This window comes from Allonocardiopsis opalescens, assembly GCF_003002095.1.
Lineage (GTDB): Bacteria > Actinomycetota > Actinomycetes > Streptosporangiales > Streptosporangiaceae > Allonocardiopsis > Allonocardiopsis opalescens.
In genome coordinates this window covers 26,816-53,248 of sequence record NZ_PVZC01000008.1, presented here as the reverse complement: position 1 = coordinate 53,248, position 26,433 = coordinate 26,816, and the positions used below count along the sequence as shown (strand labels likewise).

General features: G+C 75.3%; 25 protein-coding genes. 18 read left to right on the top strand and 7 right to left on the bottom strand.

Annotation, left to right across the window (positions count from 1 at the left end):
* Positions 1 to 275 precede the first annotated feature (275 nt).
* Both aspS and CLV72_RS24010 read left to right on the top strand, forming a co-directional pair.
* Positions 276 to 2,048 carry an aspartate--tRNA ligase gene (gene aspS, locus CLV72_RS24015; protein ID WP_106250620.1) on the top strand — a complete coding sequence of 591 codons (1,773 nt, stop codon included), beginning with the start codon at positions 276 to 278 and terminating at the stop codon, positions 2,046 to 2,048.
* Between the two features lie 268 nt (positions 2,049 to 2,316).
* On the top strand, positions 2,317 to 4,302 hold the full coding sequence (locus CLV72_RS24010; protein WP_106250618.1) for a SpoIIE family protein phosphatase: 1,986 nt from the start codon (positions 2,317 to 2,319) through the stop codon (positions 4,300 to 4,302).
* Positions 4,303 to 4,354: 52 nt separating this feature from the next.
* Here CLV72_RS24010 and CLV72_RS24005 read toward each other — a convergent pair whose 3' ends face one another.
* Together CLV72_RS24005 and CLV72_RS24000 are read right to left on the bottom strand one after the other, a co-directional pair.
* The gene (locus CLV72_RS24005) at positions 4,355 to 5,122 is read right to left on the bottom strand and encodes an ABC transporter permease (protein WP_106250615.1); all 768 of its coding nucleotides are present in this window, start codon (positions 5,120 to 5,122) and stop codon (positions 4,355 to 4,357) included.
* Positions 5,119 to 5,856, bottom strand: coding sequence for an ABC transporter ATP-binding protein (locus CLV72_RS24000; protein ID WP_106250613.1), 738 nt, complete (start codon positions 5,854 to 5,856; stop codon positions 5,119 to 5,121). The genes CLV72_RS24005 and CLV72_RS24000 overlap by 4 nt, the downstream gene beginning before the upstream one ends.
* A 111-nt stretch (positions 5,857 to 5,967) precedes the next feature.
* Here CLV72_RS24000 and CLV72_RS23995 point away from each other — a divergent pair, with 111 nt between their 5' ends.
* Positions 5,968 to 7,065 carry a sensor histidine kinase gene (locus CLV72_RS23995; protein WP_211303084.1) on the top strand — a complete coding sequence of 366 codons (1,098 nt, stop codon included), beginning with the start codon at positions 5,968 to 5,970 and terminating at the stop codon, positions 7,063 to 7,065.
* Positions 7,062 to 7,706, top strand: a complete 645-nt coding sequence (locus tag CLV72_RS23990; protein ID WP_106250609.1) for a response regulator — start codon at positions 7,062 to 7,064, stop codon at positions 7,704 to 7,706. Before CLV72_RS23995 ends, CLV72_RS23990 begins: the two co-directional genes overlap by 4 nt.
* Positions 7,707 to 7,719: 13 nt before the next feature.
* Here the strand turns inward: CLV72_RS23990 and CLV72_RS23985 are convergent, their stop codons facing one another.
* Positions 7,720 to 9,345, bottom strand: a complete 1,626-nt coding sequence (locus tag CLV72_RS23985) for a serine/threonine-protein kinase (protein WP_106250607.1) — start codon at positions 9,343 to 9,345, stop codon at positions 7,720 to 7,722.
* 226 nt (positions 9,346 to 9,571) lie between these two features.
* On the opposite strand from CLV72_RS23985, the gene CLV72_RS23980 reads away from it, so the two are divergent.
* Positions 9,572 to 10,282 (top strand): phosphatase PAP2 family protein, encoded by a 711-nt coding sequence (locus tag CLV72_RS23980; RefSeq protein WP_106250605.1) that lies wholly within the window; start codon positions 9,572 to 9,574, stop codon positions 10,280 to 10,282.
* A 12-nt stretch (positions 10,283 to 10,294) separates the two neighbouring features.
* On the opposite strand, the gene CLV72_RS31875 is transcribed toward CLV72_RS23980, so the two are convergent.
* Entirely contained in the window at positions 10,295 to 11,785 is a 1,491-nt protein-coding gene (locus CLV72_RS31875; RefSeq protein ID WP_146159544.1) for a serine/threonine-protein kinase, read from the bottom strand.
* Positions 11,786 to 11,934: 149 nt separating this feature from the next.
* Between CLV72_RS31875 and CLV72_RS23970 the strand changes: the two genes are divergently transcribed.
* Positions 11,935 to 13,263 carry a replication-associated recombination protein A gene (locus CLV72_RS23970; protein ID WP_106250603.1) on the top strand — a complete coding sequence of 443 codons (1,329 nt, stop codon included), beginning with the start codon at positions 11,935 to 11,937 and terminating at the stop codon, positions 13,261 to 13,263.
* 7 nt (positions 13,264 to 13,270) lie between these two features.
* Here CLV72_RS23970 and CLV72_RS23965 read toward each other — a convergent pair whose 3' ends face one another.
* Positions 13,271 to 13,669: a hypothetical protein gene (locus tag CLV72_RS23965; RefSeq protein ID WP_106250601.1), complete on the bottom strand. Its 399-nt coding sequence runs from the start codon at positions 13,667 to 13,669 to the stop codon at positions 13,271 to 13,273.
* A gap of 158 nt (positions 13,670 to 13,827) precedes the next feature.
* Between CLV72_RS23965 and CLV72_RS23960 the strand changes: the two genes are divergently transcribed.
* Positions 13,828 to 14,898: a hypothetical protein gene (locus CLV72_RS23960; RefSeq protein ID WP_106250597.1), complete on the top strand. Its 1,071-nt coding sequence runs from the start codon at positions 13,828 to 13,830 to the stop codon at positions 14,896 to 14,898.
* Between the two features lie 4 nt (positions 14,899 to 14,902).
* On the opposite strand, the gene CLV72_RS23955 is transcribed toward CLV72_RS23960, so the two are convergent.
* Positions 14,903 to 15,478 (bottom strand): hypothetical protein, encoded by a 576-nt coding sequence (locus CLV72_RS23955; protein ID WP_106250595.1) that lies wholly within the window; start codon positions 15,476 to 15,478, stop codon positions 14,903 to 14,905.
* 66 nt (positions 15,479 to 15,544) lie between these two features.
* On the bottom strand, positions 15,545 to 16,225 hold the full coding sequence (locus CLV72_RS23950) for a TetR/AcrR family transcriptional regulator (protein WP_106250593.1): 681 nt from the start codon (positions 16,223 to 16,225) through the stop codon (positions 15,545 to 15,547).
* Positions 16,226 to 16,354: 129 nt separating this feature from the next.
* On the opposite strand from CLV72_RS23950, the gene CLV72_RS23945 reads away from it, so the two are divergent.
* The 11 genes from CLV72_RS23945 to rplT all read left to right on the top strand — a co-directional run bounded on the left by CLV72_RS23945 (position 16,355) and on the right by rplT (position 26,426).
* Positions 16,355 to 17,332 carry a hypothetical protein gene (locus tag CLV72_RS23945; RefSeq protein ID WP_106250590.1) on the top strand — a complete coding sequence of 326 codons (978 nt, stop codon included), beginning with the start codon at positions 16,355 to 16,357 and terminating at the stop codon, positions 17,330 to 17,332.
* Positions 17,329 to 18,633 (top strand): methyltransferase family protein, encoded by a 1,305-nt coding sequence (locus CLV72_RS23940; RefSeq protein WP_106250587.1) that lies wholly within the window; start codon positions 17,329 to 17,331, stop codon positions 18,631 to 18,633. Before CLV72_RS23945 ends, CLV72_RS23940 begins: the two co-directional genes overlap by 4 nt.
* 110 nt (positions 18,634 to 18,743) lie before the next feature.
* A complete protein-coding gene (locus tag CLV72_RS23935; RefSeq protein ID WP_106250584.1) occupies positions 18,744 to 19,172 on the top strand; it encodes a DUF948 domain-containing protein in 429 nt (142 codons plus the stop codon).
* On the top strand, positions 19,169 to 19,483 hold the full coding sequence (locus CLV72_RS23930; RefSeq protein ID WP_106250582.1) for a DUF6167 family protein: 315 nt from the start codon (positions 19,169 to 19,171) through the stop codon (positions 19,481 to 19,483). Before CLV72_RS23935 ends, CLV72_RS23930 begins: the two co-directional genes overlap by 4 nt.
* Complete coding sequence (gene alaS / locus CLV72_RS23925; RefSeq protein WP_106250579.1) at positions 19,483 to 22,167, top strand: alanine--tRNA ligase; 2,685 nt, start codon at positions 19,483 to 19,485, stop codon at positions 22,165 to 22,167. Before CLV72_RS23930 ends, alaS begins: the two co-directional genes overlap by 1 nt.
* 31 nt (positions 22,168 to 22,198) lie before the next feature.
* A complete protein-coding gene (ruvX, locus tag CLV72_RS23920; RefSeq protein ID WP_106250577.1) occupies positions 22,199 to 22,678 on the top strand; it encodes a Holliday junction resolvase RuvX in 480 nt (159 codons plus the stop codon).
* A 14-nt stretch (positions 22,679 to 22,692) separates the two neighbouring features.
* Entirely contained in the window at positions 22,693 to 23,868 is a 1,176-nt protein-coding gene (gene mltG / locus CLV72_RS23915; protein ID WP_106250575.1) for an endolytic transglycosylase MltG, read from the top strand.
* Positions 23,865 to 24,692 (top strand): shikimate dehydrogenase, encoded by an 828-nt coding sequence (locus tag CLV72_RS23910; RefSeq protein WP_106250574.1) that lies wholly within the window; start codon positions 23,865 to 23,867, stop codon positions 24,690 to 24,692. The genes mltG and CLV72_RS23910 overlap by 4 nt, the downstream gene beginning before the upstream one ends.
* 334 nt (positions 24,693 to 25,026) lie before the next feature.
* A complete protein-coding gene (gene infC / locus CLV72_RS23905) occupies positions 25,027 to 25,632 on the top strand; it encodes a translation initiation factor IF-3 (RefSeq protein ID WP_106250571.1) in 606 nt (201 codons plus the stop codon).
* Positions 25,633 to 25,773: 141 nt separating this feature from the next.
* Positions 25,774 to 25,968, top strand: coding sequence for a 50S ribosomal protein L35 (gene rpmI / locus CLV72_RS23900; protein ID WP_106250568.1), 195 nt, complete (start codon positions 25,774 to 25,776; stop codon positions 25,966 to 25,968).
* Positions 25,969 to 26,045: 77 nt separating this feature from the next.
* Entirely contained in the window at positions 26,046 to 26,426 is a 381-nt protein-coding gene (rplT, locus tag CLV72_RS23895; RefSeq protein ID WP_106250566.1) for a 50S ribosomal protein L20, read from the top strand.
* Positions 26,427 to 26,433 lie beyond the last annotated feature (7 nt).

The following is a 26,433-nucleotide window of genomic DNA, read 5'->3' as shown; positions in this document are numbered from 1 at the left end:
CGGTCGCGCGCCTCCGGCTCGCCGGTGCGGCGCCGGCCGGCCGGTCCCACCCAGATCGTCCGCACGCCCGCGCGCACACCGCCGCGAGGCCGGCGGACCGAGGCCCAAGGGGAGTTCGCCGTGGTCACCGGCAGGCGAGATAGCGGCACCGGGAGTCTGTGAGCGCGAGCGCCCGGCCGGACCGGCTCACGCCGGCCCGCCCCCGGCGCCGCCCCGCGCCCGCCGCCCTCCCGGTCCCAGCCGCTGGTCCGACGAACCGAGATAGGGGAATAGCTGTGATCCGCACACACGACGCCGGCGCGCTGCGCACCGGGCACGCGGGGGAGGACGTGGTGCTCGCCGGGTGGGTCGCGCGCCGCCGCGACCACGGCGGAGTGGTCTTCCTGGACCTGCGCGACGCCTCGGGCACCGCGCAGGTGGTGGTCCGCGAGGACGAACTCGCCCACGACCTGCGCGCCGAGTACTGCGTCAGCGTCACCGGCCGGGTGCGCGTCCGGCCCGAGGGCAACGAGAACCCCGAGCTGCCCACCGGCGCGGTCGAGGTGGTGGCCGAGGGCATCGAGGTGCTGAGCGAGTCGGCGCCGCTGCCGTTCCCGATCGAGGGCGCGGTGGAGGTCTCCGAGGAGGCGCGGCTGCGCCACCGCTACCTCGACATCCGCCGCGCCCCGGTGGCGGCCGCGCTGCGCACCCGCTCCGAGGCGAGCTACGTCGTGCACGACGTCATGCGCGAGCACGGCTTCGTCAATGTCGAGACGCCCTACCTCACCCGGTCCACCCCCGAGGGCGCCCGCGACTTCCTGGTGCCGGTCCGGCTGCAGCCGGGCTCCTGGTACGCGCTGCCGCAGTCGCCCCAGCTGTTCAAGCAGCTGCTGATGGTCGGCGGCATGGAGCGCTACTACCAGATCGCCCGCTGCTTCCGCGACGAGGACTTCCGCGCCGACCGGCAGCCGGAGTTCACCCAGATCGACATCGAGATGAGCTTCGTCGACCAGGACGACGTCATCGCCCTCGGCGAGGCGCTGGTCTCCCGGCTGTGGCGGCAGGTCGCCGGCCACGAGGTCCCGCTGCCGCTGCCGCGGATGACCTACGCCGACGCGATGGCCCGCTACGGCTCCGACAAGCCCGACCTCCGCTTCGGACAGGAGCTGGTCGACCTCACCGCCTTCTTCGCCGACACCCCCTTCCGCGTCTTCCAGGCGCCCTACGTCGGCGCCGTGGTGATGCCCGGCGGCGCCGGGCAGACCCGCAGGGAGCTGGACGCCTGGCAGGACTGGGCCAAGGCGCGCGGCGCCAGGGGCCTGGCCTTCGTGCTGGTCGGCGCCGACGGCGAGCTGGGCGGCCCGGTGGCCAAGAACCTGTCGGAGGCCGAGCGCGCCGGGCTGGCCGAGGCCGTCGGCGCCGCCCCGGGCGACGCCGTGTTCTTCGCGGCCGGCCCCCCCGCCGACGCGCGCCGGCTGCTGGGCGCGGCCCGGCTGGAGATCGGCGAGCGCTGCGGGCTCATCGACGCCTCGGCCTGGTCCTTCCTGTGGGTCGTCGACTACCCGATGTTCGAGGAGGACGGCGAGGGCGGCTGGACCGCGGTGCACCACCCCTTCACCGGGCCGAGGCCGGAGTGGCGCGAGGACTTCCACACCAGCCCCGGCGAGGCGCTGGCCTACGCCTACGACATCGTGTGCAACGGCTCGGAGATCGGCGGCGGCTCCATCCGTATCCACCAGCAGGAGGTGCAGGAGCGCGTCTTCGAGGTGCTCGGCATCTCCAAGGACGAGGCGCAGTCGAAGTTCGGCTTCCTGCTCGAGGCATTCAACTACGGCCCGCCGCCGCACGGCGGCATCGCCTTCGGCTGGGACCGCATCGTCGCCCTGCTGTCGGGCGGGGAGTCGATCCGCGACGTGATCGCCTTCCCCAAGACCGCCTCGGGCTTCGACCCGCTCACCGGCGCGCCCACCCCGATCACCCCCGCGCAGCGGCGCGAGGCCGGGATCGACGCGCGGCCGAAGGACGCCGGGTCCGAGGCCCCGGCGGGCGGCGCGCCCGGACGGAGCTGAGCCGCGGCGGCCGCCGGCGCCCCCGGCGGCCGCCGTCCCGCCCCGGCGGCGTCCGCGCCGCAGGGCAGGGACACGCGGGAGAAGGACCACATCCGTAACAGGAACCCCACCCGCACCGTCCGGCGTTGGACGGGGCGAGCGGTTCCGCGACACACGGTTCCGCCGGGACGGGGTCCTGTTCGATACGCTAGGCCGAACGCCGGCGTCCAGAGGGGGAGCGCCTTTCGCGCCGCGGACGCTCGCAGAACGCGGGGACGACAACGTGGACATGGGAGCAACGGTCGCGGCACTGGACGTCGGGTTCCGCTACGCGCCGGTCGCGCTGCTGCGAGCCGACCACAGCGGGCGGATCGGCTCGGTCAACCAGGCGCTGGTCGAACTGATCAGCGGCTCGTCGATGGCGCACGCCGCCGAGGCGGGCCTGATCGGGCGGCGCTGGCCGCACTTGGTGCTGGCCGGCGACCGGGCCGAGGGCTGGCAGGCCCACCGCGACGCGCTCGACGGCACCGCGCCGACCGAGCGGCGGCTGCTGCGGCTGCAGTGCGGCGACGACGTGCGCACGGTCGTCGCCTCGGTGCGCGCCGACGGCGAGCCCGACGGCGCCGAGCCGGGCGGCGACGGCGTGGTCGTCGCCTTCTTCGACCTCGCCCACGGCGGCGAGGAGCTGGGCGTCCTCGCCGAGCTGGGCGTCGAGCGCTCCCACACCGCGGTGTGGGCCCTCGACATCGCCACCGGCGAGTTCTCCCAGCCGCTGGGCTCCACCGGCTTCGGCCGCTTCTTCGGCCCCGGCGTGCGCACCTGGCAGGACCTGCTGGAGCGGGTGCACCCCGAGGACGTCGAGCAGCTGGTCGCCGCCGCCGGGGCGGCCCGCAGACACGGCGACTTCGACCACCGCTTCCGCGTCCGCGACCACCGCGGCGACGAGCGCTGGATCCAGGCGCGGGGCCGCACTCTCGGCCAACCGGGCCGCACCCGCATCGTCGGCGTCCTGGACGACGTCACCGAGCACGCCCAGCTGGTGCGGCGGCTGGCCAGGCGGCAGCGCCGCGAGGCCGACCACAGCCGCCAGGTCACCGAACTCGCCGGCGCGCTCGTCTCGGCCACCACGGTCGCCGAGATCAGCGAGCTGGTGGTGGCCAGGATCGCCTCCCTCTTCGACGGCGACGGCGGCGTCTTCGGGCTGCTGGAGGACGGGCGGCTGCGCGTCACCGGCTACCACGGCGTCGACCAGTCGGTGCTCGCGGCGCTCCAGGGCATCGAGGTGGCCGAGAGCCGCGGCCCGGTCAGCACCGCACTGCGGCGGCGGGCCGCCCGCTTCTACGAGAGCCGCGCCGAGCTGCTGGACGCCTTCCCGAACCTGCACGAGGTCTTCACCCGCGGCAAGGTGCAGTCCTGCGCGATCGTGCCGCTCAGCGGCAGCGACCGGCTGCCCACCGGGCTGTGGATCTTCGGCTGGACCCGGCCGCACCACTGCAGCCACGACGAGCGCATGCTCATGTACACCCTGGCCGACCTCGCCGGGCAGGCGCTGGAGCGGGTCAAACTCCAGCAGGCCCAGCTGGACCTGTCGGCGGCGCTGCAGCGGCGGATGCTGCCGCCCGACGTGCCCGAGGTCCGCGGCCTGGACGTCGCCGTGCGCTACCTGCCCTCGCAGGCGGGCTTCGACATCTGCGGCGACTGGTACGACGTGTTCACCCTCCCCGACGGCCGCATCGGCCTCGTGGTCGGCGACGTCCAGGGCCACGGCGTCGAGGCGGCGGCCGCCATGGGCCAGATCCGGGTGGCCTTCCGCGCCTACGCCGCCGGCCACGACGACCCCGGCGCGGTGCTGGCCGCCACCAACCGGCTGCTCAGTGAGGCGGGCGAGATCGTCTTCGCCACCTGCGGCTACCTGGTGCTGGACCCCGTCACCGGCATCGCGCACGCCGCCTGGGCCGGGCAGCCGCCGATCGTCTTCGCCGACTCCCAGGGCATGGCGGTGTGGGGCCCCGAGACCGGCCCGCCGGTCGGCGTCGACCCGCGCGCCGTCTACCCGGTGTCGCAGGCCTGGCTGGAACCGGGCACCGTCATGCTGATGTGCTCCGACGGCCTGGTGGAGAACGCCCGGCTGGCCATGGACGACGGTCTGTCCATGGCCGGGTCGGTGCTGGCCGAATGGTCCGGCGCCACGGCCGACGTGATCGCCGACGCCCTGGTGGGCACCGCCCCGGCCGGCCGCCACGACGACATCGCGCTGCTGGTCGCCCGGCTCTGACCCGTCCGGGCGCCCGCTCCCGACGAGCGGGCGCCCGGGAGGCGGCGGGCGCTCACTCCCAGCGGAAGAGCAGCCCCGCGACGGCGGCGCCGACGACCACCGTCGCACCGAGGCTCAGCAGCTGGGCCGGTTCGACCGCGGCGCCGGCCCAGGCGGCCGAGAGGGCGTCGACCGCGGCGCCGAAGGGCAGCCATCCGCCGAACTCCGCCACCGGCTCGGGCAGGGCCTGGCGGCCGCCGAACATGCCCCCGACCGCGCCGAGGGCGAAGAACAGGACGAGCCCGATCGCCACCGCCGAGTTGGGCGTCGGCGCGACCGCCGCGACCATCATGCCCAGGGCGTACATCGCCGCCATCGCGAGCGCGAAGACGCCCAGGGCCCGGCCGAGGGCGGCCGGCGGGTTGGCGCCGAACAGCAGGCCCGCCACGGCGAGCGCCGCGGCGATGCCCAGGGCCGCCTGGAGCACGCTCACCACCACCTGGGCCACCAGCACCATGACCGGTGACGCCGGGGTGACCGAGAGCCTGCGCAGGATCCCGGAGCGGCGGTAGTACGCCAGGAAGCTCGGCATGTTGATGATGCCGATGGTGGCGATGACCATGGTCAGCACCAGCGGCAGGACGAACAGGTCCAGCGCGGTCCGCCCGCCGGCCACGACCTGGTCGCCGGCGGCGGTGGCGCTCGTCACCAGGATCAGCAGCGGAAGGCCGATGGGGACGATGAGGCCGGCGGTGTCGCGGGCGACCATCTTGGCCTCGCACTGGATCAGGGTCAGCCAGGCCCGCGCCCCCGGGCGGCGGGTCTCGATCGCGGTGCTCACTGCGCCTCCTCCAGTTCCTTGCCGGTGAGGGCGACGAAGGCCTCGTCCAGGTTCTCGGCCCCCGCCCGCGAGACGAGCCCGGCGGGCGTGTCGAAGGCGACGACGCGCCCGGCGTCGAGCAGGGCGACGTGGTCGCACAGGCGCTCGACCTCCTCCATCGCATGGCTCACCAGCACGATGGTGACGTCCTCGTCGCGGAGCCGCTCGATCGTCTTCCACATCTGGCGCCTGGCCCGCGGGTCCAGACCCGTGGTCAGCTCGTCCAGGATCACCACCCGGGGCCGCCCGGCGAGCGCGAGCGCGATGGACAGCCGCTGCTGCTGGCCGCCGGAGAGCTTCTCGAAGCGGACGGCGCGCTGCTCGCCCAGGCCGACCAGCTCCAGCAGCTCCTCGGCCGGCCTGGGCGCCGGATAGAACGAGCGGTACAGGCCGATGAGCTCGGCGACGGTCAGCGCGCCGTGCAGGTATGCCTGCTGCAACTGGACCCCGAGGACCTGGCGCACCTTCGCCCGGTCGCGCCGGGGGTCCAGGCCGAGGACGCCGACGCGGCCGCGGTCGGGCCTGCGCAGGCCCGCGATCATCTCGACCGTGGTGGTCTTGCCCGCGCCGTTGGTGCCCAGGACGCCGAGCACGGCGCCCGCCTCGACGTGCAGGCTCACATCGTCGACGGCGACCGTGCCGCCGTAGCGCTTATGGAGGTTCTCGGCGATGATCGCCGGTGTCGTGCCGCTCATGGCGACGACGCTAGGCGGCCCGGCCGGCGCCGCGCAGCTGCCGGAAGTCAGCCTCGCGGCCCGTGACTTCCGGCACCTGCCGCCCCCGCGACCAGGCAATAGGCTTGCGCCATGCCCAGATTCAGGACCGAGGAGTGGTCCGGCCTGGTGATGCTCGTCGTATCGGTCGCGGTGGCCGGCCCGACCCTGGCCGGCGCGGTCGCGACCACGATCCCCCGGGGCTGGTGGATCGTCCTGTTCGTCGCCTTCATGGCCGCACTGCTGACCGCCGTCAACGAGTTCCCGGCCGCGCTCAGGTACCCGGGACTCGCCGTGGCGGTCGCCGCCTCCTGGGCGCTGGTGCTGACCGCGCCGAACACCGGGCTGCTGCCGGTCCTGCTCGTCCTCACCGCGGCGATCAGCGTCTACGCCGCACCCCTGCGGGTCGGCTTCGTCATCGTCGGGCTCAACACGGCCGTCATCGCCGTCCTCATGGCGCGGCAGCCGGAGCCGGCCGAAGCGGTGATCATGACCGGCTTCTACCTACTGATCCAGCTGGCCACCCTGCTGAGCTCGGTCTCACTCGTCCGCGAGCAGCGGCTGCGCCGAGAGCTGACCGAGGCGCACATCGAGCTGCGGGCGGCGTCGGTCCTGCTGTCGGAGTCCACCCGCACCGCCGAGCGGCTGCGGATCTCGCGTGAGCTGCACGACCTCATCGGCCACCAGCTGACCATCCTCACCCTGGAGCTGGAGGCGGCGCGGCACCGCGGGGGCGAGCAGGCGCGCGAGCACGTCGACCGGGCGAACCGGGTCGCCCGCGAGCTGCTGGGGGACGTGCGCGCCACCGTCGGCGAACTGCGGACCGGCTCGCCGGACCTCACCGACGCGCTGCGCCAGGTGGTGCGGAACCTCCCCGGGCTGGAGGTCTCCGTCGACGTGGACTCCCGGGTGCGGGTCGGCGAGGAGCAGACCGCCGCGCTGGTGCGGGCCGTCCAGGAGATCGTCACCAACACCGTCAGGCACGCAGACGCCCGCGAGCTGTGGATCGAGGTCAGCGCCGACGAGTCCGGCACCGTGCTGACCGCGGTGGACGACGGTCGCGGTGCCCGCGAGCCGGTGCCGGGCAACGGCCTGCGCGGGCTCGCCGAGCGCTTCGAAGCGCTCGGCGGCGGTGTGGCCTTCGACGGAGCCGAGGGCTTCCGGGTCACCGCCCGGGTGCCGGCGCCGTGACCCGCGTCGTGGTCGTCGACGACCAGACCCTGGTGCGCCACGGGATCCGGAGCCTGCTCGCGCTCGCCGACATCGAGGTGGTGGGCGAGGCCGACGACGGGCGGGCGGCGCTGGAGGTGGTCGCGGCGACCGAGCCGGACGTCATCCTGCTCGACCTGCGGATGCCCCGCTACGACGGCATCTGGACGCTCGGCCGGCTGCGCGAGCGCGGCACCGAGATCCCGGTGCTGGTGCTGACGACCTTCGACGACGACACCCTCCTGCTCGACGCGCTGCGCGCCGGGGCCCGCGGCTACCTGCTCAAGGACGTGACCCTGGAGCAGCTGACCCGCGCGGTCCGCACCCTGGCCGAGGGCGGAACCCTCATCGCGCCGTCGATCACCGACCGGCTGCTGCGGGCGATCCGCTCGGGCCCCTCGCCGGCCGGCGCCGACGCCCCGCCCGTGCAGGAGCTGACCGAGCGCGAGCTGGAGGTGCTGCGGCTGGTCGCCGAGGGCTGCAGCAACCGCGAGATCGCCGAGGCGCTGTTCCTCGCCGAGGGCACGGTGAAGAACCGGGTCTCCACCATCCTGCTCAAACTCGGGGCGAGGGACCGCACCAAGGCCGTGCTGCGCGCCCTGCACGAGGGCATCCTGCGCTAGCGGACGCCCGGGGTCACTCGAAGAAGCCGACGTTGTACAGCACGATGTTGGTGACGACCAGCACAAGGCTGGAGCCGACGATCCCGAACAGGTACTGGCTGTATATGGACCGGGCCAGGTAGTACAGGCCGACCAGGTTGTTCAGCACGAAGTAGCCCAGGCCCAGCAGCGGCAGCAGCTCGCCGAACAGGTCGAAGGAGAGGTTGTCCAGGCTGATCTCGGGCGGCGCGTCCTGGTCGAACATGGAGCTGAGCGTCCACTGGGAGAACCACCCCACCGGCCACTGGAGGATCGGCAGCACCAGGAAGACCATCCAGGCGGCCAGGCCGTGCGGCCGCGAGGCCTGCGCCCGCGCGCGCTGCTGCTCGCGGCGCATCTCGTCGCGGCGCAGCTGCTCCTCGCGGCGCTCGTGGGCGCGCCGCTGCTCCTCGCGCTGCTGCTCCTGCCGGCGCATCGCCTCCCGGCGCTCGTCCTCGCGGCGCGCCAGCTCCCGGCGGCGGTCCTCCTCGCGCCGCAGCTCGGCGCGGCGCAGCTCGTCCTCGCGCCGCAGCTGCTCCAGCCGCAGCTCCTCCCTGCGCAGCTCCTCGCGCCGCAGCTCCTCGGGGCTGAGCCCGCCGGTCTGCCGCCGGGTGGCAGGGTGGCCGGCGGTGGCGCCAGCCTGGCCGGGCTCGGGGAAGACCCGGGTGGAGCCGTAGCCCTGGGCCGCGGTCGGCGGCGCCTCGTTGAACATCGCGGTGGCGGCGTCGGGGCCCGGCTGCGGGGCGTGGCCGAGCAGCTTCTGCACCTCGCCGACGCTGGCGTGGATGGCCGACACGAAGGCCGGCGGCAGCCAGGACGCGCCCGGCTCGGCGTCGCCGAGCACGTCGAGGACCTGCTGGGGGCCGGGCCGCGCCGCGGGGTCCTTGGCCATGCAGGCCGACACCAGCGGGACGAGGTCGTGCGGGACGGCGCTGAGGTCGGGGCGGTCGTTGATGATCCGCATCATCAGGGTGGGCACCGAGCCGGTGCCGAAAGGGCCGGTGCCCGACGCCGCGTAGGCGAGGATCGCGCCGAAGGCGAACATGTCGCTGGCGGCGGTGAGGTGGTCGCCCTGGATCTGCTCGGGCGACATGAAGCCCGGGGTGCCGATGACCGACTGGGTGGCGGTCTGGGTGTCGGCGGCGCGGGCGATGCCGAAGTCGATGACGCGCGGGCCGTCCTCGGCGAGCAGGACGTTGCCCGGCTTGAGGTCGCGGTGGATCAGCCCCACCCGGTGGATCTCCATCAGCGCCTCGGCCAGGCCGGCGGCCAGGAAGCGCAGCGAGGCGCCCGGCAGCGGGCCGGTGCCGTCGATCGCGGTGTCCAGCGGCGCCGAGGGCACGTAGGCGGTGACCAGCCACGGCACCGCGCCCTCGGGGTCGGCGTCGATGACCGGCGCGGTGAAGGCGCCGCTGACCTGGCGGGCGGCGGTCACCTCGCGGGCGAAGCGCTCCCGGAACGAGGCGTCGCCGGCCAGGTGGGGGTGGATGCGCTTGACGGCGACCGTGCGCCCGGCCTGCGAACGGCCGAGGTACACCTGGCCCATGCCGCCCGCACCGAGCCGTGCGACCAGCCGGTATCGCCCGACGCGGTCCGGGTCTCCACTCTCCAGCGGTCCCACGCGATCCCTCTCCCTGTGCTGGCGGCCCCGCCGACGGCCCCGGCCGCCCTGGGCTGCGAGAGCTCGGGAGTCCACGGGCCGGCCGCCGGTCGGTCGTGCGACGGACATCCACGTGCGGCCAAAGCCTAGCGAACACGGGGCCCCGCCGTGGTCCTCGACTAGCGTGGGGGAGCGGTGGGACGGCCGGGTCGGGCGTGGCGGCGCCGGCGGCGGGGAGGGAGAGGACATGACCGAAGGCTCGCGGACCGACCGACCGACCGGCGCCGCCCCGCAAGCGCCCCTGCCCGGCCGCCCGGTGTGGGCGGCCCGCACCTGCGCCGCCGCCCTCGCGCTCTTCGCCCTGCTCGGCCTGTTCGTCGCCGACTTCGGCTGGGGGCGCCCCGAGGCGGTCCAGCAGGCCGACGACCTGTGGCTCGGCGCGGTGGAGGCCGCCCGGGCGCCGGAGCTGACCGGGGTGGCGCTCTTCCTGGACGCCGCCGGGGCGGTGCCCTACACCTACCTCGCGCTCGGCGGAGTGGCCCTGCTGCTGGCGGTCTGGCGCCGCTGGTGGGCGCTGCTGTTCTTCGCGCTGTCCTACGTCACGGCGCAGCCGCTGGCCACCACCCTGTTCAAGGCGCTGCTGGACCGGCCCCGCCCGGTGGACCGGCTGGTGCCCACCGACAGCGCCGCCTACCCGTCCGGGCACACCGTCACCGCGGCGGTCATCAGCTTCGCGCTGGTGATGGTGGTGCTGGTGGCGATGCGGCCGCGCCGCTACGCCTTCGGGCTGTCGATCGGCGCCGCCGTGCTGATCACCGCCGCGATGGCCTGGAGCCGCACCTACCTGGGCGCGCACTGGCTGTCGGACACCGTCGGCGCGGTCTGCCTGGGGGTGGGCCTCACCCTGCTGTGGTGGTGGCTGCTGGCGCCCAGGATCCGCGCCGAGCTGCGCCGCTGAGCCGCGGCGCCCTCAGGAGAAGAAGCCGAACGCGACCAGCGCGGTGTTGGTGAGCGCGATGATCGCCGCGGCGTGCGCCGCGCCCCACCAGTAGCGGGCCGCCAGCGACGGGCGCAGCAGGCCCAGCGCGAGGGAGTTGTTGTAGGCGAAGTAGCCCAGGCCCAGCGCGCGGCCGAAGAAGGTCCTGGCGTCCATGTCGGTGATGGTCTCCATGTCGCCGGAGCCGCCCAGCCAGCGGTACACCTCGGTGCCGAGGTCCGCGTAGTCGGTCTCGGCCAGGTAGAAGGCGCCGAGCGCGAGGGTGAGCGCCAGCCCCACCCCCAGCGGCAGCTGGAGGACCGGGATGATGAGCAGCCAGGTGTTGGGCCGGTGCCGCCTGGGATCGACGGGCGGCAGCCACGGGCCGGTGCGCGGCGGCCCCGGCGCGGTGCTGTAGGCGGCCGGCGGCCGCGGGCCCGAGGGGTGGCCGGGCGGCAGCGGCGGCGCCGGAGCCACCCGGGTGCCCTGCGGGCCGGTGCCCGCGTCCCCGGGCGGCGGCGTGCGGGGCCCGGCCGGCAGCGGCGCCGCGGCGGGCCGCGGCGCGGTGCCGCCGACCGCTCGGGCCGCATCGGCGGTGGCGGCCAGCTCGCGGACCTCGGCGCCGCGCTCGGCCACCACGGCCGTCACGTCGGCCGGCAGCCAGCCGCCCGCGCCGTCGAGGGGGTCGGTGTCGCCGAGCAGGTCCAGCACCCGGCCGGGGCTCGGCCGGGCCGCGGGCTCGCGGGCCAGGCAGGCCGCCAGCAGCGGCCGCAGCCCCTCGGGCACCGCGTCCAGCACCGGCTCGGCGGTGAGCACCCGCGCGATCAGCGCCGGCAGCGTCGGCGCGCCGAAGGGGCCCTCGCCCGTGGCCGCGTAGGTGAGCACCGCGCCGAGGCTGAACACGTCGGCCGCCGGGGTCAGCTCCTCGCCCGCCAGCTGCTCGGGCGACATGAAGCCCGGCGTGCCGATCATGGTGCCGGTCGCGGTGACCTGCACGGAGTCGGCGGCGCGGGCGATGCCGAAGTCGATGACGCGCGGGCCGTCGTCGGCGAGCAGCACATTGCCGGGGGTGAGGTCGCGGTGGATCAGCCCGCAGCGGTGGATCTCCACCAGCGCCTCGGCCAGCCCGGCCGCCAGCACCCGCACGCTGGCCTCCGGCAGCGGGCCCCGGGCGGTCACCACCTCGCCGAGGGCGGGGCCGGGCACGTACGCCGTGACCAGCCAGGGGAACTCCGCCTCGTGGTCGGCGTCCACGACCGGGGCGGTGAAGGCGCCGCTCACCCGCCGCGCCGCGGCGACCTCGCCCGCGAAGCGCCGCCGGAACACCGGGTCGGCCGCGAACTGGGGGTGGACGACCTTGACGGCGACCGTGCGCCCGCCCGGCGAGCGGCCCAGGTAGACCCGGCCCATCCCCCCGGAGCCGAGCCTGCCGACCAGCCGGTACCGCCCGACGCGGTCGGGATCGCCGGTCTGCAGCGCTTGCACACGGCCTCCTACGCGGGTCAGCTGGTCAGGGAGCGGCGGCCGCCGCCTCGACCCTAGCCGATGGCCCGCCCGGCCACCCGGACACCGCCGCGCCCGGGGCGCGGCGCCGGCGGCCCGGACCGGGCGGCCGGGCCCCGTACGCTGGAGGCGTGTCCGAAACACTGTTCGACGACGCCGAGGAGTCCGCGCAGCGCGCCAACGCGCCGCTGGCGGTGCGCATGCGGCCCAGCGGCCTGGACGAGGTGCTCGGCCAGCGGCACCTGCTCGGGCCCGGCACCCCGCTGCGGCGGCTGGTCGAGGACGACGTCCCCATGTCGCTGTTCCTGTGGGGGCCGCCCGGCACCGGCAAGACCACCCTCGCCTACGTGGTCAGCCGCGCCACCCGGCGCAGCTTCGTGGAGCTGTCGGCGGTCACCGCCGGCGTCAAGGACGTGCGGCAGGTGATCGAGGGCGCGCGGCGGCGGCTGGGCATGTCCGGCACCCAGACCGTGCTCTTCGTCGACGAGGTCCACCGCTTCAACAAGGCGCAGCAGGACGCGCTGCTGCCCGCGGTGGAGAACCGCTGGGTCACCTTCATCGGCGCCACCACCGAGAACCCCTTCTTCTCGGTGATCAGCCCGCTGCTGTCGCGCTCGCTGCTGCTCACCCTCGAACCGCTCGGCGACGACGACGTCCGCGCGGTGGTCGAGCGCGCCCTCACCGACGAGCGCGGCCTGGCCGGGCGCTGCACCCTCGCCCCCGAGGCCGCCGACCAGCTGGTGCTGCTGGCCGGGGGCGACGCCCGCCGCTCGCTGACCTACCTGGAGGCGGCCGCCCTGACCGCCGGCGACGACGGCCTCATCGACGTGCCCGCGCTGGAGCGCGCGGTGGACCGCGCCGCGGTGCGCTACGACCGCTCCGGCGACCAGCACTACGACGTGATCAGCGCCTTCATCAAGAGCATCCGCGGCAGCGACGTCGACGCCGCCCTGCACTACCTGGCCCGGATGATCGAGGCGGGCGAGGACCCCCGCTTCATCGCCCGCCGGGTGGTGGTGCACGCCAGCGAGGACGTCGGGATGGCCGACCCCACCGCGCTCCAGGTCGCGGTGGCCGCCGCCGAGGCCGTCCAGCTCATCGGGCTGCCCGAGGCGCGCATCAACCTGGCCCAGGCCGTCATCCACCTCTGCCTGGCGCCCAAGTCCAACAGCGTGGTCACCGCCATCGACGCCGCGCTGGCCGACGTCCGCGCCGGCCGGGCCGGCGGCGTGCCCCCGCACCTGCGCGACGCCCACTACAAGGGCGCGGCGGCGCTCGGCCACGGCGAGGGCTACCGGTACCCGCACGACTTCCCCGGCGGGGTGGTCGGGCAGCGCTACGCCCCCGACACCGTGGCCGACCGGGAGTACTACCGCCCCAGCTCCCACGGCGCCGAGCGCCGCTACGGCGAGGTGCTGGAGCGGCTGCGCGCCGTGCTGCGCCCCGAGGGCGGCGGCTGAGGCGCGCTCAGCCGAAGTACGAGCTGAACAGCCCCTCCAGTTCGGGGGAGATCTGGCCCCACAGCTCGGTGAGCAGCGCGCCGGCCGCCACCAGCAGCACGACGAACACGACCACCTGGGCCGCGCAGCCCACCGCCAGGCCGCAGCCGGAGCCCCTGGCCGCGGCGGTGCGCCCGGCCACGGCCGCGACCGAGCCGGCCACCCCGAGCACCGGCAGCGCGACCAGCACGCCCAGCGCCACCCAGCCGGCCACCTCGGTGTCGGACAGGAACAGCACCGGCAGGAACAGCAGCCCCCACATCAGCAGGAACGCGGGGACCGCCCACAGGCACCCGGCCCCGCCGCCGCCCGGCGGCAGCGGGCGGTCGGGCGGCCGGCCGGGATGGGGGCCGTAGGGCAGGCTCATGGGGCAACGCTAGCGCCCCGCACCGCCCGGTGCGATGGCCGGACGGCCGCCGCCGTGGGCGTAGGCTGTGCTGGCGCCCGGCCAGCTGACCCGCCGGCGCGGCCGCGCCCTGCCAGGGCCGTCGCGGCCCTCCGTTCGTCGCCCGCACAGGAGGACCCGTGGGTGTCGCGCGCCCAGGCGCCGCCGCGCTGCTCGCCGCGGCCGCCGTGGCTGCGGGCTGCGCCGTGCCGGCGGGAGAGGAGCTGCCCGCGGACTTCGTCCAGGTCGTCAACCGCGAGCTGGTCTTCGGCTACGACGCCGAGAACACCCAGCTGGTCGAGCTGCCCGACGACGCCGGGCTGGCCGGCCCCGGCTACGCCTTCACCCTGGGCGACCTCACCGTGGCCAGCCGCGTTGACGCCGAGGGCGCCCGGCTCAACGGGCTGGACGGCCCCGTGCGCACCGCCGAGGGCCACGAGCTGCTGGTCGTCACGATCCGCTACGACCCCGCGCTCGCGGCCTCGCGCCCCGACCCCTGGCAGGGGGTGACCGCCGAGATCGCGGTGGACGGGCGGCCCCGCCCGCTGGACCTGTCCGGCATCGACGGCGTGGTGCCCGCCTCGCTGATGGTGAGCGTGCCCGAGGGCGCCCCCACCTCGCTGCGGGTCACCGAGGACGGCCAGACCCAGGCCATCGACGTGCGCACCGGCCAGATCACCGAGCGGGAGGAGACCCACTCGGAGCGGGTGCGCCGGACCCAGCGCCTGGACCTCACCGCCGAGCTGCGCGGACGGGTGGAGGGCGGCGGGACCCGGCGGCCGTTCACGGTGGTGGTGCGGCCCGGCACCGTCGACGCGGGCGCCGAACTCGACAGCTACCTGCCCGGGATCGGCTGGGCGGAGTCCGGCCGGGCCTGGCTGGTGGTGTCGTCCTTCAGCTTCGCCGACGACGGCCTGGACCTGGACCGGGGCCAGCCGGTGACCCTCGACCTCGACCTCACCGACAGCTTCAGCCTGAGGCTGCCGGCCGGCGGCACCCGGCGCCCGCTGCCCGACGGCGCGCGGGCCGGCGCCGAGGCGGGGGTGTCCGGGCAGAGCGTGGTCTTCGAGGTGCCCCAGGACTTCCGCAGCGGCACCCTGGTCTTCAGCCCGCGCGGCGAACTCGCCCGGGCGGCGGGCGGCGGCGACAGCGAGCCGCTGAGCTGGGTGGACGAGCCGCCCACCACGGAGTGGGACATCGAGGTGCGCTGAGCGCTCAGGGCTGGAAGACCTCGGCGGCGCGGGTGATCACGACGCTGCCGTCGGCCGCCTCGGCGTAGGAGAGGTCGAGCAGCAGTTCGCCGCCGTCGGCGAGGTGGCGCTCGGCGTCGGCGACCGGCACCGGGGCGGTGCCCCGCCCTTCGCCGTCCATGGTGAGTTCGTCGGGGTCGCAGAAGGAGGCGCACAGCACCTCGGCGCCGGGCGCGAACACCGCCCAGCGCGGCTCGGCGTCCTCGCCGGGGGAGTAGAAGCCCTCGCCGAGTCCGGGGTTGTCGGGCTGGACCTCGTCGGCGGGGCGCGCCTCGACGAAGGGGAAGGCGCGGCCGGCCTGCGGCCGCGGCCCCTCGGGCGGGTAGTCGGCCAGGCCGACGAAGGCGACCGCCTCCGCGGTGGCGGTCGGGGCGGGCCGCGCGGACTCCGGCGGCGGCGCCGACGGCTCGGCCGGCCCCGCGCCGCCGCAGCCGGCGGCCGCCAGCGCGAGCGCCGCGAGCGGCCCGGCCGCCCGGATCGGGGTGCGCCGCCCGCGCGGCGCGGCGCCGTCCTGGGCGCGGTACGCGTGGCCGGTCGCCATCGGCGCCTCCCGTCGTGTGGCGTGGCTGAGCGGTCGGTCGCGGCCAACCTAGCCCACCCGGCCCGGCTAGGGCGCCCCCTCCCCGTCCGGCGCCGGGGCGCCGCGCCGGTTGCGGCCGGGCAGCCGGAGGGTGAGCAGCCGGGCGCGCGGCGCCAGCCGCCCGGCCAGGCCGAGCAGCTCCTCGGTGCGCCGCCCGTCGTCGTCGATGACGGTGAACAGGTTCGCGCCCAGGTAGAAGGTGATCGCGGCCGAGGCCAGCTCGCGCGGCGGCAGCAGCCGCGCCAGCGGCGAGCCGCCGATGACGCGGTCCAGGTGCCGCTCCAGGAAGGCGATCCACGGCTCGGAGCGCCGGGCGATCTCCGCGCGCAGCTCCGGCCGGGTCACGGCCGCGGCGACCAGCTCGCTGAACAGGGTGATGTGGCCGCCCTCGACGTCGGCCCGGTAGATCTCGGTGGCCGCCTCGACCAGTTCCTCCAGGGTGCGCGCCCGCGCGGCCGTCGCCTCGTGCAGCTCCATCCGCTGCGCCGAGGAGCGGTCCAGCGCCGCGAGCAGCAGCGCGTCCACCCCGCCGAAGTGGTAGAAGACGAGCGCCGAGTTGACCCCGGCCTCCCGCGCGATCGTGCGCGCCGAGGCGCCGGTGTAGCCCTCGGTCCGCAGCACCAGCCCCGCCGCCTCCACCAGCCTGTCCCTGGTCTGCTCCGCGCCGGGGGCGCTCCGCCCGCCGCGCCCGCCCGTGCCGGCCTTCACCGCCGCCTCCCTCCGTGCCAGCCCGCCCTTGCGCGGACGGCCGCTGCCGGTTCATCATACGGTTTAACCAAGTGATTAAATCGATCGGTCAACGAACTCCGGCGGCGCGGCCGGGCGTGAGGGGGAGGTATGGCGGGCGAGGACGACTTCAGGGGCGAACCGGAGCCGCGGGGCGGCGGGCGGTCCCGGCTGCTGCTGGCCGGGGTGCTGGCGGCGCTCTTCGCCGCCATGCTCGGCTACCGCGTACTGCACGCCGGCCGGCTGGAGGAGACCGCGCTCTTCTACGTCGGCCTGCCCGCCGCCATCGCGCTCACGGTGGTCTTCGCCGCCCGGCCGCGCAGCGCGGCCGGCGTCGCGACCGCCACCACCGCGGTCGGGCTCGCCCTGGCCGGACCGCTGCTGGACGAGGGCGTCGTCTGCCTGGTCGTGGCCGCACCGCTCTTCCTCGGGGTCGCCGCGCTGGTCGGCTGGCTGGCCGACCGCGCCCGCGGCGGGCCGAGCACCCTCGCGCTCGCGCCGGTGCTCGCGCTTGCCTGCCTGGACGGCGCCGCGAGCGGCGGCGCCCTCGCCTCCTGGCCCGAGCACGACGCCGCGACGGCCGTCCGCACGGTGGCCGCCGAGCCCGGCCGCGTCGCGGCCGCCCTGGCCGCCGAGCCGGCCTACGAACAGCCGCCCGGCGGCCTGCTCGCCCTCGGCTTCCCCCGCCCCTTGTCCGCCGCGGGGACCGGCCTGGACCTCGGCGACGAGCGGCTGGTCCGCTTCACGCCCCGCCGCTCGCTCGGTCCGGGCGCCGAGCCCGAGCCGCGCTCGATGGCGCTGCGCGTCACCGAGAGCGAGTCGCGGCCCGACGGCGGCCGGGCCGTGTTCACGGTGACCGCCGACACCACCCTGGCCCGCTGGCTGGACCTGGAGCGGGCCGAGGTCCGCTGGCGCGCCCGCCCGGGCGGCGGCACCGAACTGGCCTGGACCCTGCACTACCGGCGCACCTACGACCCCGGCTGGTACTTCGGGCCGATCCAGCGGTACGCCGCCGGGGAGGCCGCCGGCTACCTGGCCGCGGAGTTCGCCGCCCTGGCGGCCGGCCCGGCGCACCCGGTGCGGCGGTGAGCCCGGCCGACCCCGCGCTGATCCGCGGGCTCGCCCTGTTCGGCCCGCTGCTCGCCCTGGCCGCCGCGGTCGCGCTCCGCCGTCGATCGGGCCGCCGATCGGGCCGCGCGAGCGAGCCCGGCGCCGAAACGGGCGCCGCCGTGGTCGCCACCGCGTGGACCGCCGCCTCCCTCTACGCGCTCAACCAGCTCGCGCCCGCCGCCGGCTGGTGGCACTTCGCCGCCGACGGCGCCCTCGCCCGCGGCCTGCCCGTCGACCTGTGGATCGGCTGGGCGGTGCTGTGGGGCGCCCTGCCCGCCCTCGCCGCCCGCGGCCTGCCGCTGGCGCTCACCGCCGCGGCCGCGGCCTGGCTCGACCTCGCCCTGATGCCGCTGGCCGAACCCGTGGTGGTGCTCGGCCCGAACTGGCTCGCCGGCGAGGCCGTGGCGGTGGCGGGCTGCCTGCTGCCCGCCGTGCTGCTGGCCCGCTGGACCGCCGAGCGCCGCCGCCCGCGCGCACGGGCGGCGGCGCAGGCGCTGCTGGCCGGGGCGCTGATGCTGGCCCTGCCCCTGCACCTGCTGGGAGCCGAACCCGCCTGGCCCGCCCCTGCCACCGGCGTCCTCGTCCAGCTGCTGGCACTGGTGCTGCTGCCCGGCCTGGCGGCCGCCGCCGAGTTCGCCCGCACCGGCGGCGGCACCCCGCTGCCCTACGACCCGCCGGTGCGGCTGGTCACCAGCGGCCCCTACGCCTACGTGCGCAACCCGATGCAGCTCGCGATGGCCCTGGCCTACCCGCTGTGCGCCCTGGCCGCCGCCGAGCCCCGGCTGCTGGCCGGCACCGCCGCCGCACTGGCCTGCGGCGGCCTCGCCGCCTGGCACGAGAACGGCCGGCTGGACCGCGCCTTCGGCCCCGGCTGGCGCCGCTACCGGCGCGCGGTCCGCCCCTGGCTGCCCTCCTGGCGCCCCTGGCCCGGGCGGCCCGCCGCCCGGCTCTACCTGGCCGGCACCTGCTCCATGTGCCGCGGCCTCGGGCGCTGGCTGGCCGTGCGCGGCCCGGTCGCGCTGGAGCTGCTGCCCGCCGAGGAGCACGGCGCCCCCGACCGGATGACCTACACCTGCGGCCCCGAGACCCGCACCGGCACCGCCGCCCTCGCCCGCGCCCTGGAGCACCTGCACCTGGGCTGGGCGCTGCTCGGCTGGGCGCTGGCGCTGCCCGGCGCCGGCCGCTTCGTCCAGCTGTGCGCGGACGCCTTCGGCGCCGGCCCCCGCACCCTGCGCCCGGCCGCGCCGCCCCCGGGGCGCCCGGGCGCCGGCGCGCGCTGATATCCGGGCGCCGCGGACCCCGGGAGGCGGTATCGTCGTGCCATTCCTCGTTTCGGTGACCCTACGGCTGGGTAACCGCTTCGCCCCCGACCGTCGACAGCGGAGTTCGCATGCTGACAGGAGGCCAAGTAGCGGCCCTGATCGTCGCTGTGTTCTGGGCGATCCTGGTCTGCTTCCTCGCCTACGCGCTGATCCGGCTCACCCGGCTGGTGAACGAGACCACCAAGGTCGTGGCCGAGTTCGCCGAACGCGCCCCCGCGCTCCTCGACGACGCCGAGACGGCGCTCTCGCGGGTGAACAGCCAGCTCGACCGGACCGACGTGATCACCACCAACCTCGAATCCACCTCGGCGGACGTCTCCCAGCTGTCCGGGGTCGCCCGCACGGTCATCGCCAACCCGCTCATCAAGGTCGCCGCCCTCGGCCACGGCGTGCGCGCCGCGATCGCCGCCCGCCGCGAGCAGCGCGCCGGCCGCCGGGCGGCCCGCCGCGCCCTGCCCGGGCGCGCGCAGCGCCGGCTCCCGGGGCGGACCCGATGATCAGGCGCTTGTTCTGGATGCTGGTCGGCTCGGCCCTCACCCTGTTCGCGCTGCGTAAGCTGAGCAGAGCGTCCCACGCGTTCACCCCCGAGGGGATCGCGGAGCGCGTCGAGGGCCGCGTGAGCGAGCTCGAAGCCGGCGCCCGCGCGTTCGCGGCCGAGGTCCGCGACGCCAGCCGGGGCCGCGAGGCCGAACTGCGGGCGGCCATGGCGGCCGCCGCGCGGCCGCGCCGAGCTACCGGGCCCGTCAGGGCCTCCACCGACCAGGGCACCAATCCGACCAACCGCCACGACAACAAGGACGGCCGCTGATGAAGTCGGCAGAAATCGCTCGCCGCTTCCTCACCTTCTTCGAGCGCAACGGGCACACCGTTGTCCCCTCGGCCAGCCTCATCGCCGAGGACCCCACCCTGCTGCTGATCAACGCGGGCATGGCCCCGTTCAAGCCGTACTTCCTGGGCCAGCGCAGGCCCGAGTACCCGCGCGCCGCCAGCGCCCAGAAGTGCATCCGCACCCCCGACATCGACGAGGTCGGCAAGACCACCAGGCACGCCACCTTCTTCCAGATGCTCGGCAACTTCTCCTTCGGCGACTACTTCAAGGAGCGGGCCATCCCGCTCGCCTGGGAGCTGCTCACCGCCCCCGTCGCCGACGGCGGCTTCGGCCTGCCCGAGTCCAAGCTGTGGGTCACCGTCTACCTCGACGACGACGAGGCGGCCGACATCTGGCGCCGCGAGGTCGGGGTCCCGGCCGACCGCATCCAGCGCCTGGGCATGGAGGAGAACTTCTGGTCCATGGGCGTGCCCGGCCCGTGCGGACCCGCCTCCGAGATCTGCTACGACCGCGGCCCCGCCTACGGCCGCGAGGGCGGCCCCGAGGCCAATGACGAGCGCTACCTCGAACTGTGGAACCTCGTGTTCATGCAGAACATCCGGGGCGAGGGCGGCGCCAAGAAGGACTACCCGATCGTCGGCGACCTCCCGGCCAAGAACATCGACACCGGCATGGGCCTGGAGCGCATCGCCGCGATCCTGCAGGGCGTCGACAACATCTACGAGGTCGACACCACCCGCCGCATCCTCGACCACGCCGCCCGCCTCACCGGAGTCGCCTACGGCCGCGACGACCGCTCCGACGTCGCGCTGCGCGTCGTCGCCGACCACCTGCGCGGCGGCACCATGCTGGTCGCCGACGGCGTCATGCCCGGCAACGAGGGCCGCGGCTACGTGCTGCGGCGCATCCTGCGCCGCGCCGTGCGCAACCTGCGGCTGCTCGGCTCCGGCGACCAGCGCTACCTGCACGAGCTCACCGCCACCGCCATCGAGGTGATGGGCGAGCAGTACCCCGAGCTGATCGCCGAGGCCGGCCGCATCCACACCGTCATCGACGCCGAGGAGGCGTCCTTCGCGGCCACCCTGCGCACCGGCACCTCCCTGTTCGACACCGCCGTCGAGCAGACCCGCCGCTCCGGCGGCACCCAGCTGGCCGGCGCCCAGGCCTTCACTCTGCACGACACCTACGGCTTCCCCATCGACCTCACCCTGGAGATGGCCGCCGAGGCCGGGCTGAGCGTCGACGAAGAGGGCTTCCGGCGGCTGATGGCTGAGCAGCGCGAGCGCGCCAAGGCCGACGCCGCCGCCAAGAAGACCGGCAACGCCGACATCTCCGCCTACACGGACCTGCTGGAATCGGCCGGCGCCAGCTCCTTCATCGGCTACGACGCCACCGTCGCCGAGGCCACCGTGGTCGGCCTGGTGGTCGACGGCGTCCCGGCCGCCGCGGCCGGAGCCGGCAGCACGGTCGAGCTGATGCTGGACCGCACCCCCTTCTACGCCGAGGGCGGCGGCCAGCTGGCCGACCAGGGCTCCATCCGGCTCGGCGGCGGCGCCGAGATCGACGTCCACGACGTCCAGCAGGTGGTGCCCGGCCTGATCGCGCACCGGGGCAAGGTCGTCAGCGGCGAGGCCGTCGTCGGCGACACCGCCTACAGCGAGATCGACCTCCAGCGCCGCCAGGCCATCTCCCGCGCGCACTCCGCCACCCACCTGGTGCACGCCGGGGTCCGCCGCGCCCTGGGCGAGTCGGCCGCGCAGGCCGGCTCGGAGAACTCCCCGGGCCGCTTCCGCTTCGACTTCACCTCGCCGGGCGCGGTCCCCGTCTCGGTACTGCGCGACGTCGAGGACGAGGTGAACGCCGTCCTGGAGGAGAACCTCGCGGTCAACGCCTTCCACACCTCGATCGACCAGGCGCGCGCCATGGGCGCCGTCGCCATGTTTAACGAGAAGTACGGCGACGAGGTGCGGGTGGTCGAGATCGGCGAGTACTCCCGCGAGCTGTGCGGCGGCACCCACGTCCACAACTCCGGCGAGCTGGGCCTGATCAAGATCCTGGGCGAGTCCTCCATCGGCGCGGGCGTGCGCCGGGTCGAGGCGCTGGTCGGCCTGGACGCCTTCCGCTACCTCTCCCGCGAGAGCGTGCTGGTCAGCCAGCTCTCCGACCAGCTCAAAGTGCGCCGCGAGGAACTGCCCGAGCGCATCGACGGCATCGTCACCCGGCTGCGCGCCGCAGAGCGCGAACTGGAGAAGCTGCGCTCGGCGCAGGTGCTCCAGGCGGCGGGCCGGCTGGCCGAGGAGGCCGCCGACATCGGCGGCGCCGCCTTCGTCGCGCACCGCGCGCCCGACGGCACCGGCCCCGACGACCTCCGCAGGCTCGCACTCGACGTGCGCGGCAGGATCCCGGCCGACCGCCCCGCCGCCGTCGTCATCACCGGCGTGCCCAAGGACCGGCCCGTCGTGGTGGTGGCCGTCAACGAGGCGGGCCGCCGCCGCGAGCTGAAGGCCGGCGAGCTGGTCGGCGTGGCCGCCCGCGCGCTGGGCGGCGGAGGCGGCGGCAAGCCCGACGTCGCGCAGGGCGGCGGCACCGACCCCGGCGCCATCGGCACCGCGCTCGACGCGGTGCGCCGCACCGTCGCCGACCGGGTGGCGGCCGGCGCGTGACCGCCTCGGTCCGCACGCCGGGGGCCGCCCGGTGAGACGCGGCGTCCGGCTGGGCGTCGACGTGGGCAGCGTCCGGGTCGGTGTCGCTCGCAGCGACCCGGACGGCCTGCTCGCCACCCCGGTGGAGACCGTGCCCAACACCGGGCGGGTCCTGGACCGGCTGGCCGAGCTGGCCCGCGAGCACGCCGCCGTCGCGGTGGTGGTCGGCCTGCCCACCTCCCTGTCGGGGCGCCCCGGGCCCGCCGCGGGCGCCGCCCGCGACTTCGCCGCCGCCCTCGCGCGGCGGCTGGCCCGCGAGGGCGGCGCCGAGGTGCGGCTCTTCGACGAGAGGCTGACCACCGTCACCGCCGAGCGCGAGCTGCGCGGCTCGGCGGGCCGGGGCAGAGGCCGGGGCAGAGCCCGGCGCCAGGTGATCGACCAGGCGGCGGCGACGGTGCTGCTGCAAGCCGCACTTGACACCGAGAGGTTGACGGGAAAGCCGCCAGGCGAGATTGTCCCGGTAGTCATATGAGCGCAAGCAGAGACATGAGCGATATCAGCATCTTCCGGGACGACGACGAGGACACCGGCGGCGGCCGCTCCTCGACCGGCTCCCGCAGCCGACGCCACCAGGACAGACGCCGCCGTCGCCGCCGTCGCCGCCGCAAGGGCATGAGCGGCCTGGCCCTGGCCGCCGCCCTGCTCGTGCTGGCCGTGGTGATCGGCGGCGGCGGCTACCTCGGCTACGGCTACCTCGCCGCCTACTTCCAGCCGCCCGACTTCGAGGGCGCCGGCACCGGCGAGCCCGTCACCTTCCAGATCAGCGACGGCGAGACCGGCGCCGACATCGGGCAGCGCCTGGTCGAGGCCGGCATCGTCGCCAGCGTCCGCGCCTTCACCAACGAGGTGGACGACGCCGGGGCCGCCAACGAACTCGCGCCCGGCTTCTACGAGCTCCAGCCGCAGATGAGCGCCGAGGCGGCCCTGGCCGCCCTGCTCGACCCCGAGCACCGCATCGGCGACCAGGTCACCCTCGTCGAAGGGCTGCGCCTGGACGCCATCCTCGCCCAGCTGGCCGAGAACACCGAGTTCCCGCTGGAGGAGTGGGAGGCCGCCGCCGAGGACACCGACGCGCTCGAGCTCCCCGAGTACGCCGAGACCGGGCCGGAGGGCTACCTGTTCCCGCAGACCTACGCCGTCGAGCCCGACGCCGACCCCACCAGCGTGCTCAACCAGATGCTCGCCCAGTACCAGCAGGTCGCCACCGAGATCGACCTGGAGGGCCGCAGTGCCACCCTGGGCTACAGCCCGCATGAGATCATGACGATCGCCTCGATCGTGCAGGCCGAGTCCGGCCGGGTCGAGGACATGGACGAGATCGCGCGGGTGATCTACAACCGGCTCGACATCGGGCGGGAGCTGCAGATGGACAGCACGGTCATGTACGCCCTGGGCGACTTCGGCATCGCCGCCTCCTACGACCAGCTCGACCAGGCGGCGTCCTCGCCCTACAGCACCTACGCCAACACCGGCCTGCCGCCGGGGCCGATCGGCAGCCCGGGCGCGGACGCCATCGAGGCGGCGCTCAGCCCCGCCGAAGGCGACTGGATCTACTTCGTGGCCACCGACCCGGAGAACGGCATCACCGAGTTCGCCGAGACGGAAGAGGAGTTCAACGCACTGGTGGACGAGTTCGAGCAGAGCCAGCAGGGGGGCGGATGACGTCCGAGCGGCGCGCCGCCGTGCTGGGCGCGCCCGTCGCCCACTCCCTGTCTCCGGTGCTGCACACCGCCGCCTACACCGCCCTGGGCCTGGACGGCTGGGAGTACTCCGCGGTGGAGTGCCGCGAGGACGAGCTGCCCGGGCTGCTGGACTCGCTCGACGCCCGCTGGGCCGGGCTCTCGCTCACCATGCCGCTCAAGCGCACCGTGCTGCCGCTGCTGGACCGGCTCACCGACCTGGCCGCCGCCGTGGGCGCGGCCAACACGGTCGTGCTCGGCCCCGACGGCCGCACCGGCCACAACACCGACGTGCACGGCATCGTCGCGGCGCTCGGCGAGGCCGGCGTGCGCCGGGTGCGCTCCGCGCTGGTGCTGGGCGCCGGGGCGACGGCCGCGTCCTCACTGGCCGCCGCGGTCGAGCTGGGAGCCTCCCGCATCACCGTGGCAGCGCGCGACCTGCGGCGCACCGAGCAGCTCGAGGCGGCGGCCGACCGCCTCGGCGTCATGGCGCGGCCCTGCCCGCTGGACGCCCTGCCCGGGCTGCTCGACGTGGACCTGCTGATGTCGGCGCTGCCGCCGGGCGCGGCCGATCCCTTCGCGCCGGTGGTGGCGGGCGCCGCCGACGGCCCCGGCGCGGTCTTCGACGTCGTGTACGGGCCGCGTCCCTCGCCGCTGGTCGCGGCGGTGCGCGCGGCCGGCGGCACCGCCGTGGACGGCCTGCCGATGCTGCTGCACCAGGCGGCGCGGCAGGTGGAGCTGATGACCGGGCTGGCCCCCGCGCCGGTGGAGGCGATGCGGTCCGCGCTCGCCGCGCACACGGCCTGAGCCGCGCGGCCGGCGGGAATACCCGAGCGGTCGAAATCCTTGATACCCTTGGCATCTGACCGATCCGGCGTAAATGCGCCGGATACGCAAGCGGAGGCCCACCTCCCACCCGAGCGACCGCCGTCCATCCGGACACAGGCCGACGGGTTCCGGTCGACGGCGTTCGGCCGTGCGGCACCGCCCGCACAGGAGTCAAGCGCCGTCAGGCGTCATCGGCGCTCCCCACGGGGAGCGTCCCGACCATACCGGAAGTACAGGTGGCCCCGTCTTCGCAGGCGGGGCTTTCGGCATTGGGCGCTACCGCGCCCGGTCCGCGATCCGGCCAGGTCAGCAAGTGGTAAGTCCTAGGGGAGGTCCCATCAGCGTAGAGCCTCGCATCAACGAGCGCATTCGGGTGCCGGAGGTCCGACTCGTCGGCCCGAACGGCGAGCAAGTCGGCATCGTGTCCGTCAACGATGCGCTCCGGTTGGCTCAGGAAGCCGACCTTGATCTGGTAGAGGTTGCTCCCACCGCCCGACCGCCCGTCTGCAAGCTGATGGACTACGGCAAGTACAAGTACGAGTCCGCGGTCAAGGCGCGTGAGGCGCGCAAGAACCAGGCGAACACGATCATCAAGGAGATCAAGCTTCGCCCGAAGATCGACTCACATGACTACGAGACCAAGAAGGGCCATGTCGAGCGGTTCCTGAAGGCCGGCGACAAGGTCAAGGTCACGATCATGTTCCGCGGCCGCGAACAGTCGCGCCCCGAACTGGGCTTCCGGCTGCTGCGCAAGCTGGCGGAGGACGTGCAGGGCCTGGGCTCGGTGGAGTCCCAGCCCAAGCAGGACGGCCGAAACATGATCATGGTGATCGGCCCGCACAAGAAGAAGGCTGAGGCCAAGGCCGAAGCGAAGGCCGGCCGCGCCGCGCGCGACGCCCAGGCCAACGTCGACGGCTGACCGGCCCCAGCGTCGGCGCCCCGCCCCCGGTGGGGAGTATGTCGATGGCCGCGCGCCGCCCCGCGGGCGCGGGAGCGCGGATTCGTCTGCCACCCCCTGCCGGGGGTGTGGCATGCACACAACGAGGGAGACGACGGCGACATGCCCAAGAACAAGACGCACAGCGGTGCCAAGAAGCGCTTCCGGCTGACCGGCTCCGGCAAGATCATGCGCCGCCGCGCCGCTCGCGCCCACTACAACGAGCACAAGCCGTCCACCCGGATGCGCCGCCTGGACGGCGACGTCCAGCTGGCCCCGGCCGACGCCAAGAAGATCTCGAAGCTGCTCGGCAAGTAGCGCTTCCCAGCAGACCGATTCGACCTTGACCGGCGCACCCACCCCCCGCGCCGGCGACCACGAGGGAGCAGTGAGACGTGGCACGCGTGAAGCGGGCACTCAACGCCCAGAAGAAGCGCCGGGTCGTCCTGGAGCGGGCAAGCGGCTACCGGGGCCAGCGGTCGCGGCTGTACCGCAAGGCCAAGGAGCAGATGCTCCACTCGATGACCTACGCGTACCGTGACCGCAAGGACCGCAAGGGCCAGTTCCGCCGCCTGTGGATCCAGCGCATCAACGCGGCCGCCCGCGCCAACGGGCTGACCTACAACCGCTTCATCCAGGGCCTCAAGGCCGCGGGCATCGAGGTCGACCGCCGCATCCTGGCCGAGCTCGCGGTCCACGACGCCGCGACCTTCGCCTCGCTGGTGGAGGCCGCCAAGAGCGCCCTGCCGGCCGAGGCCGAGGCGACGGCGGCCTGAGCACCCC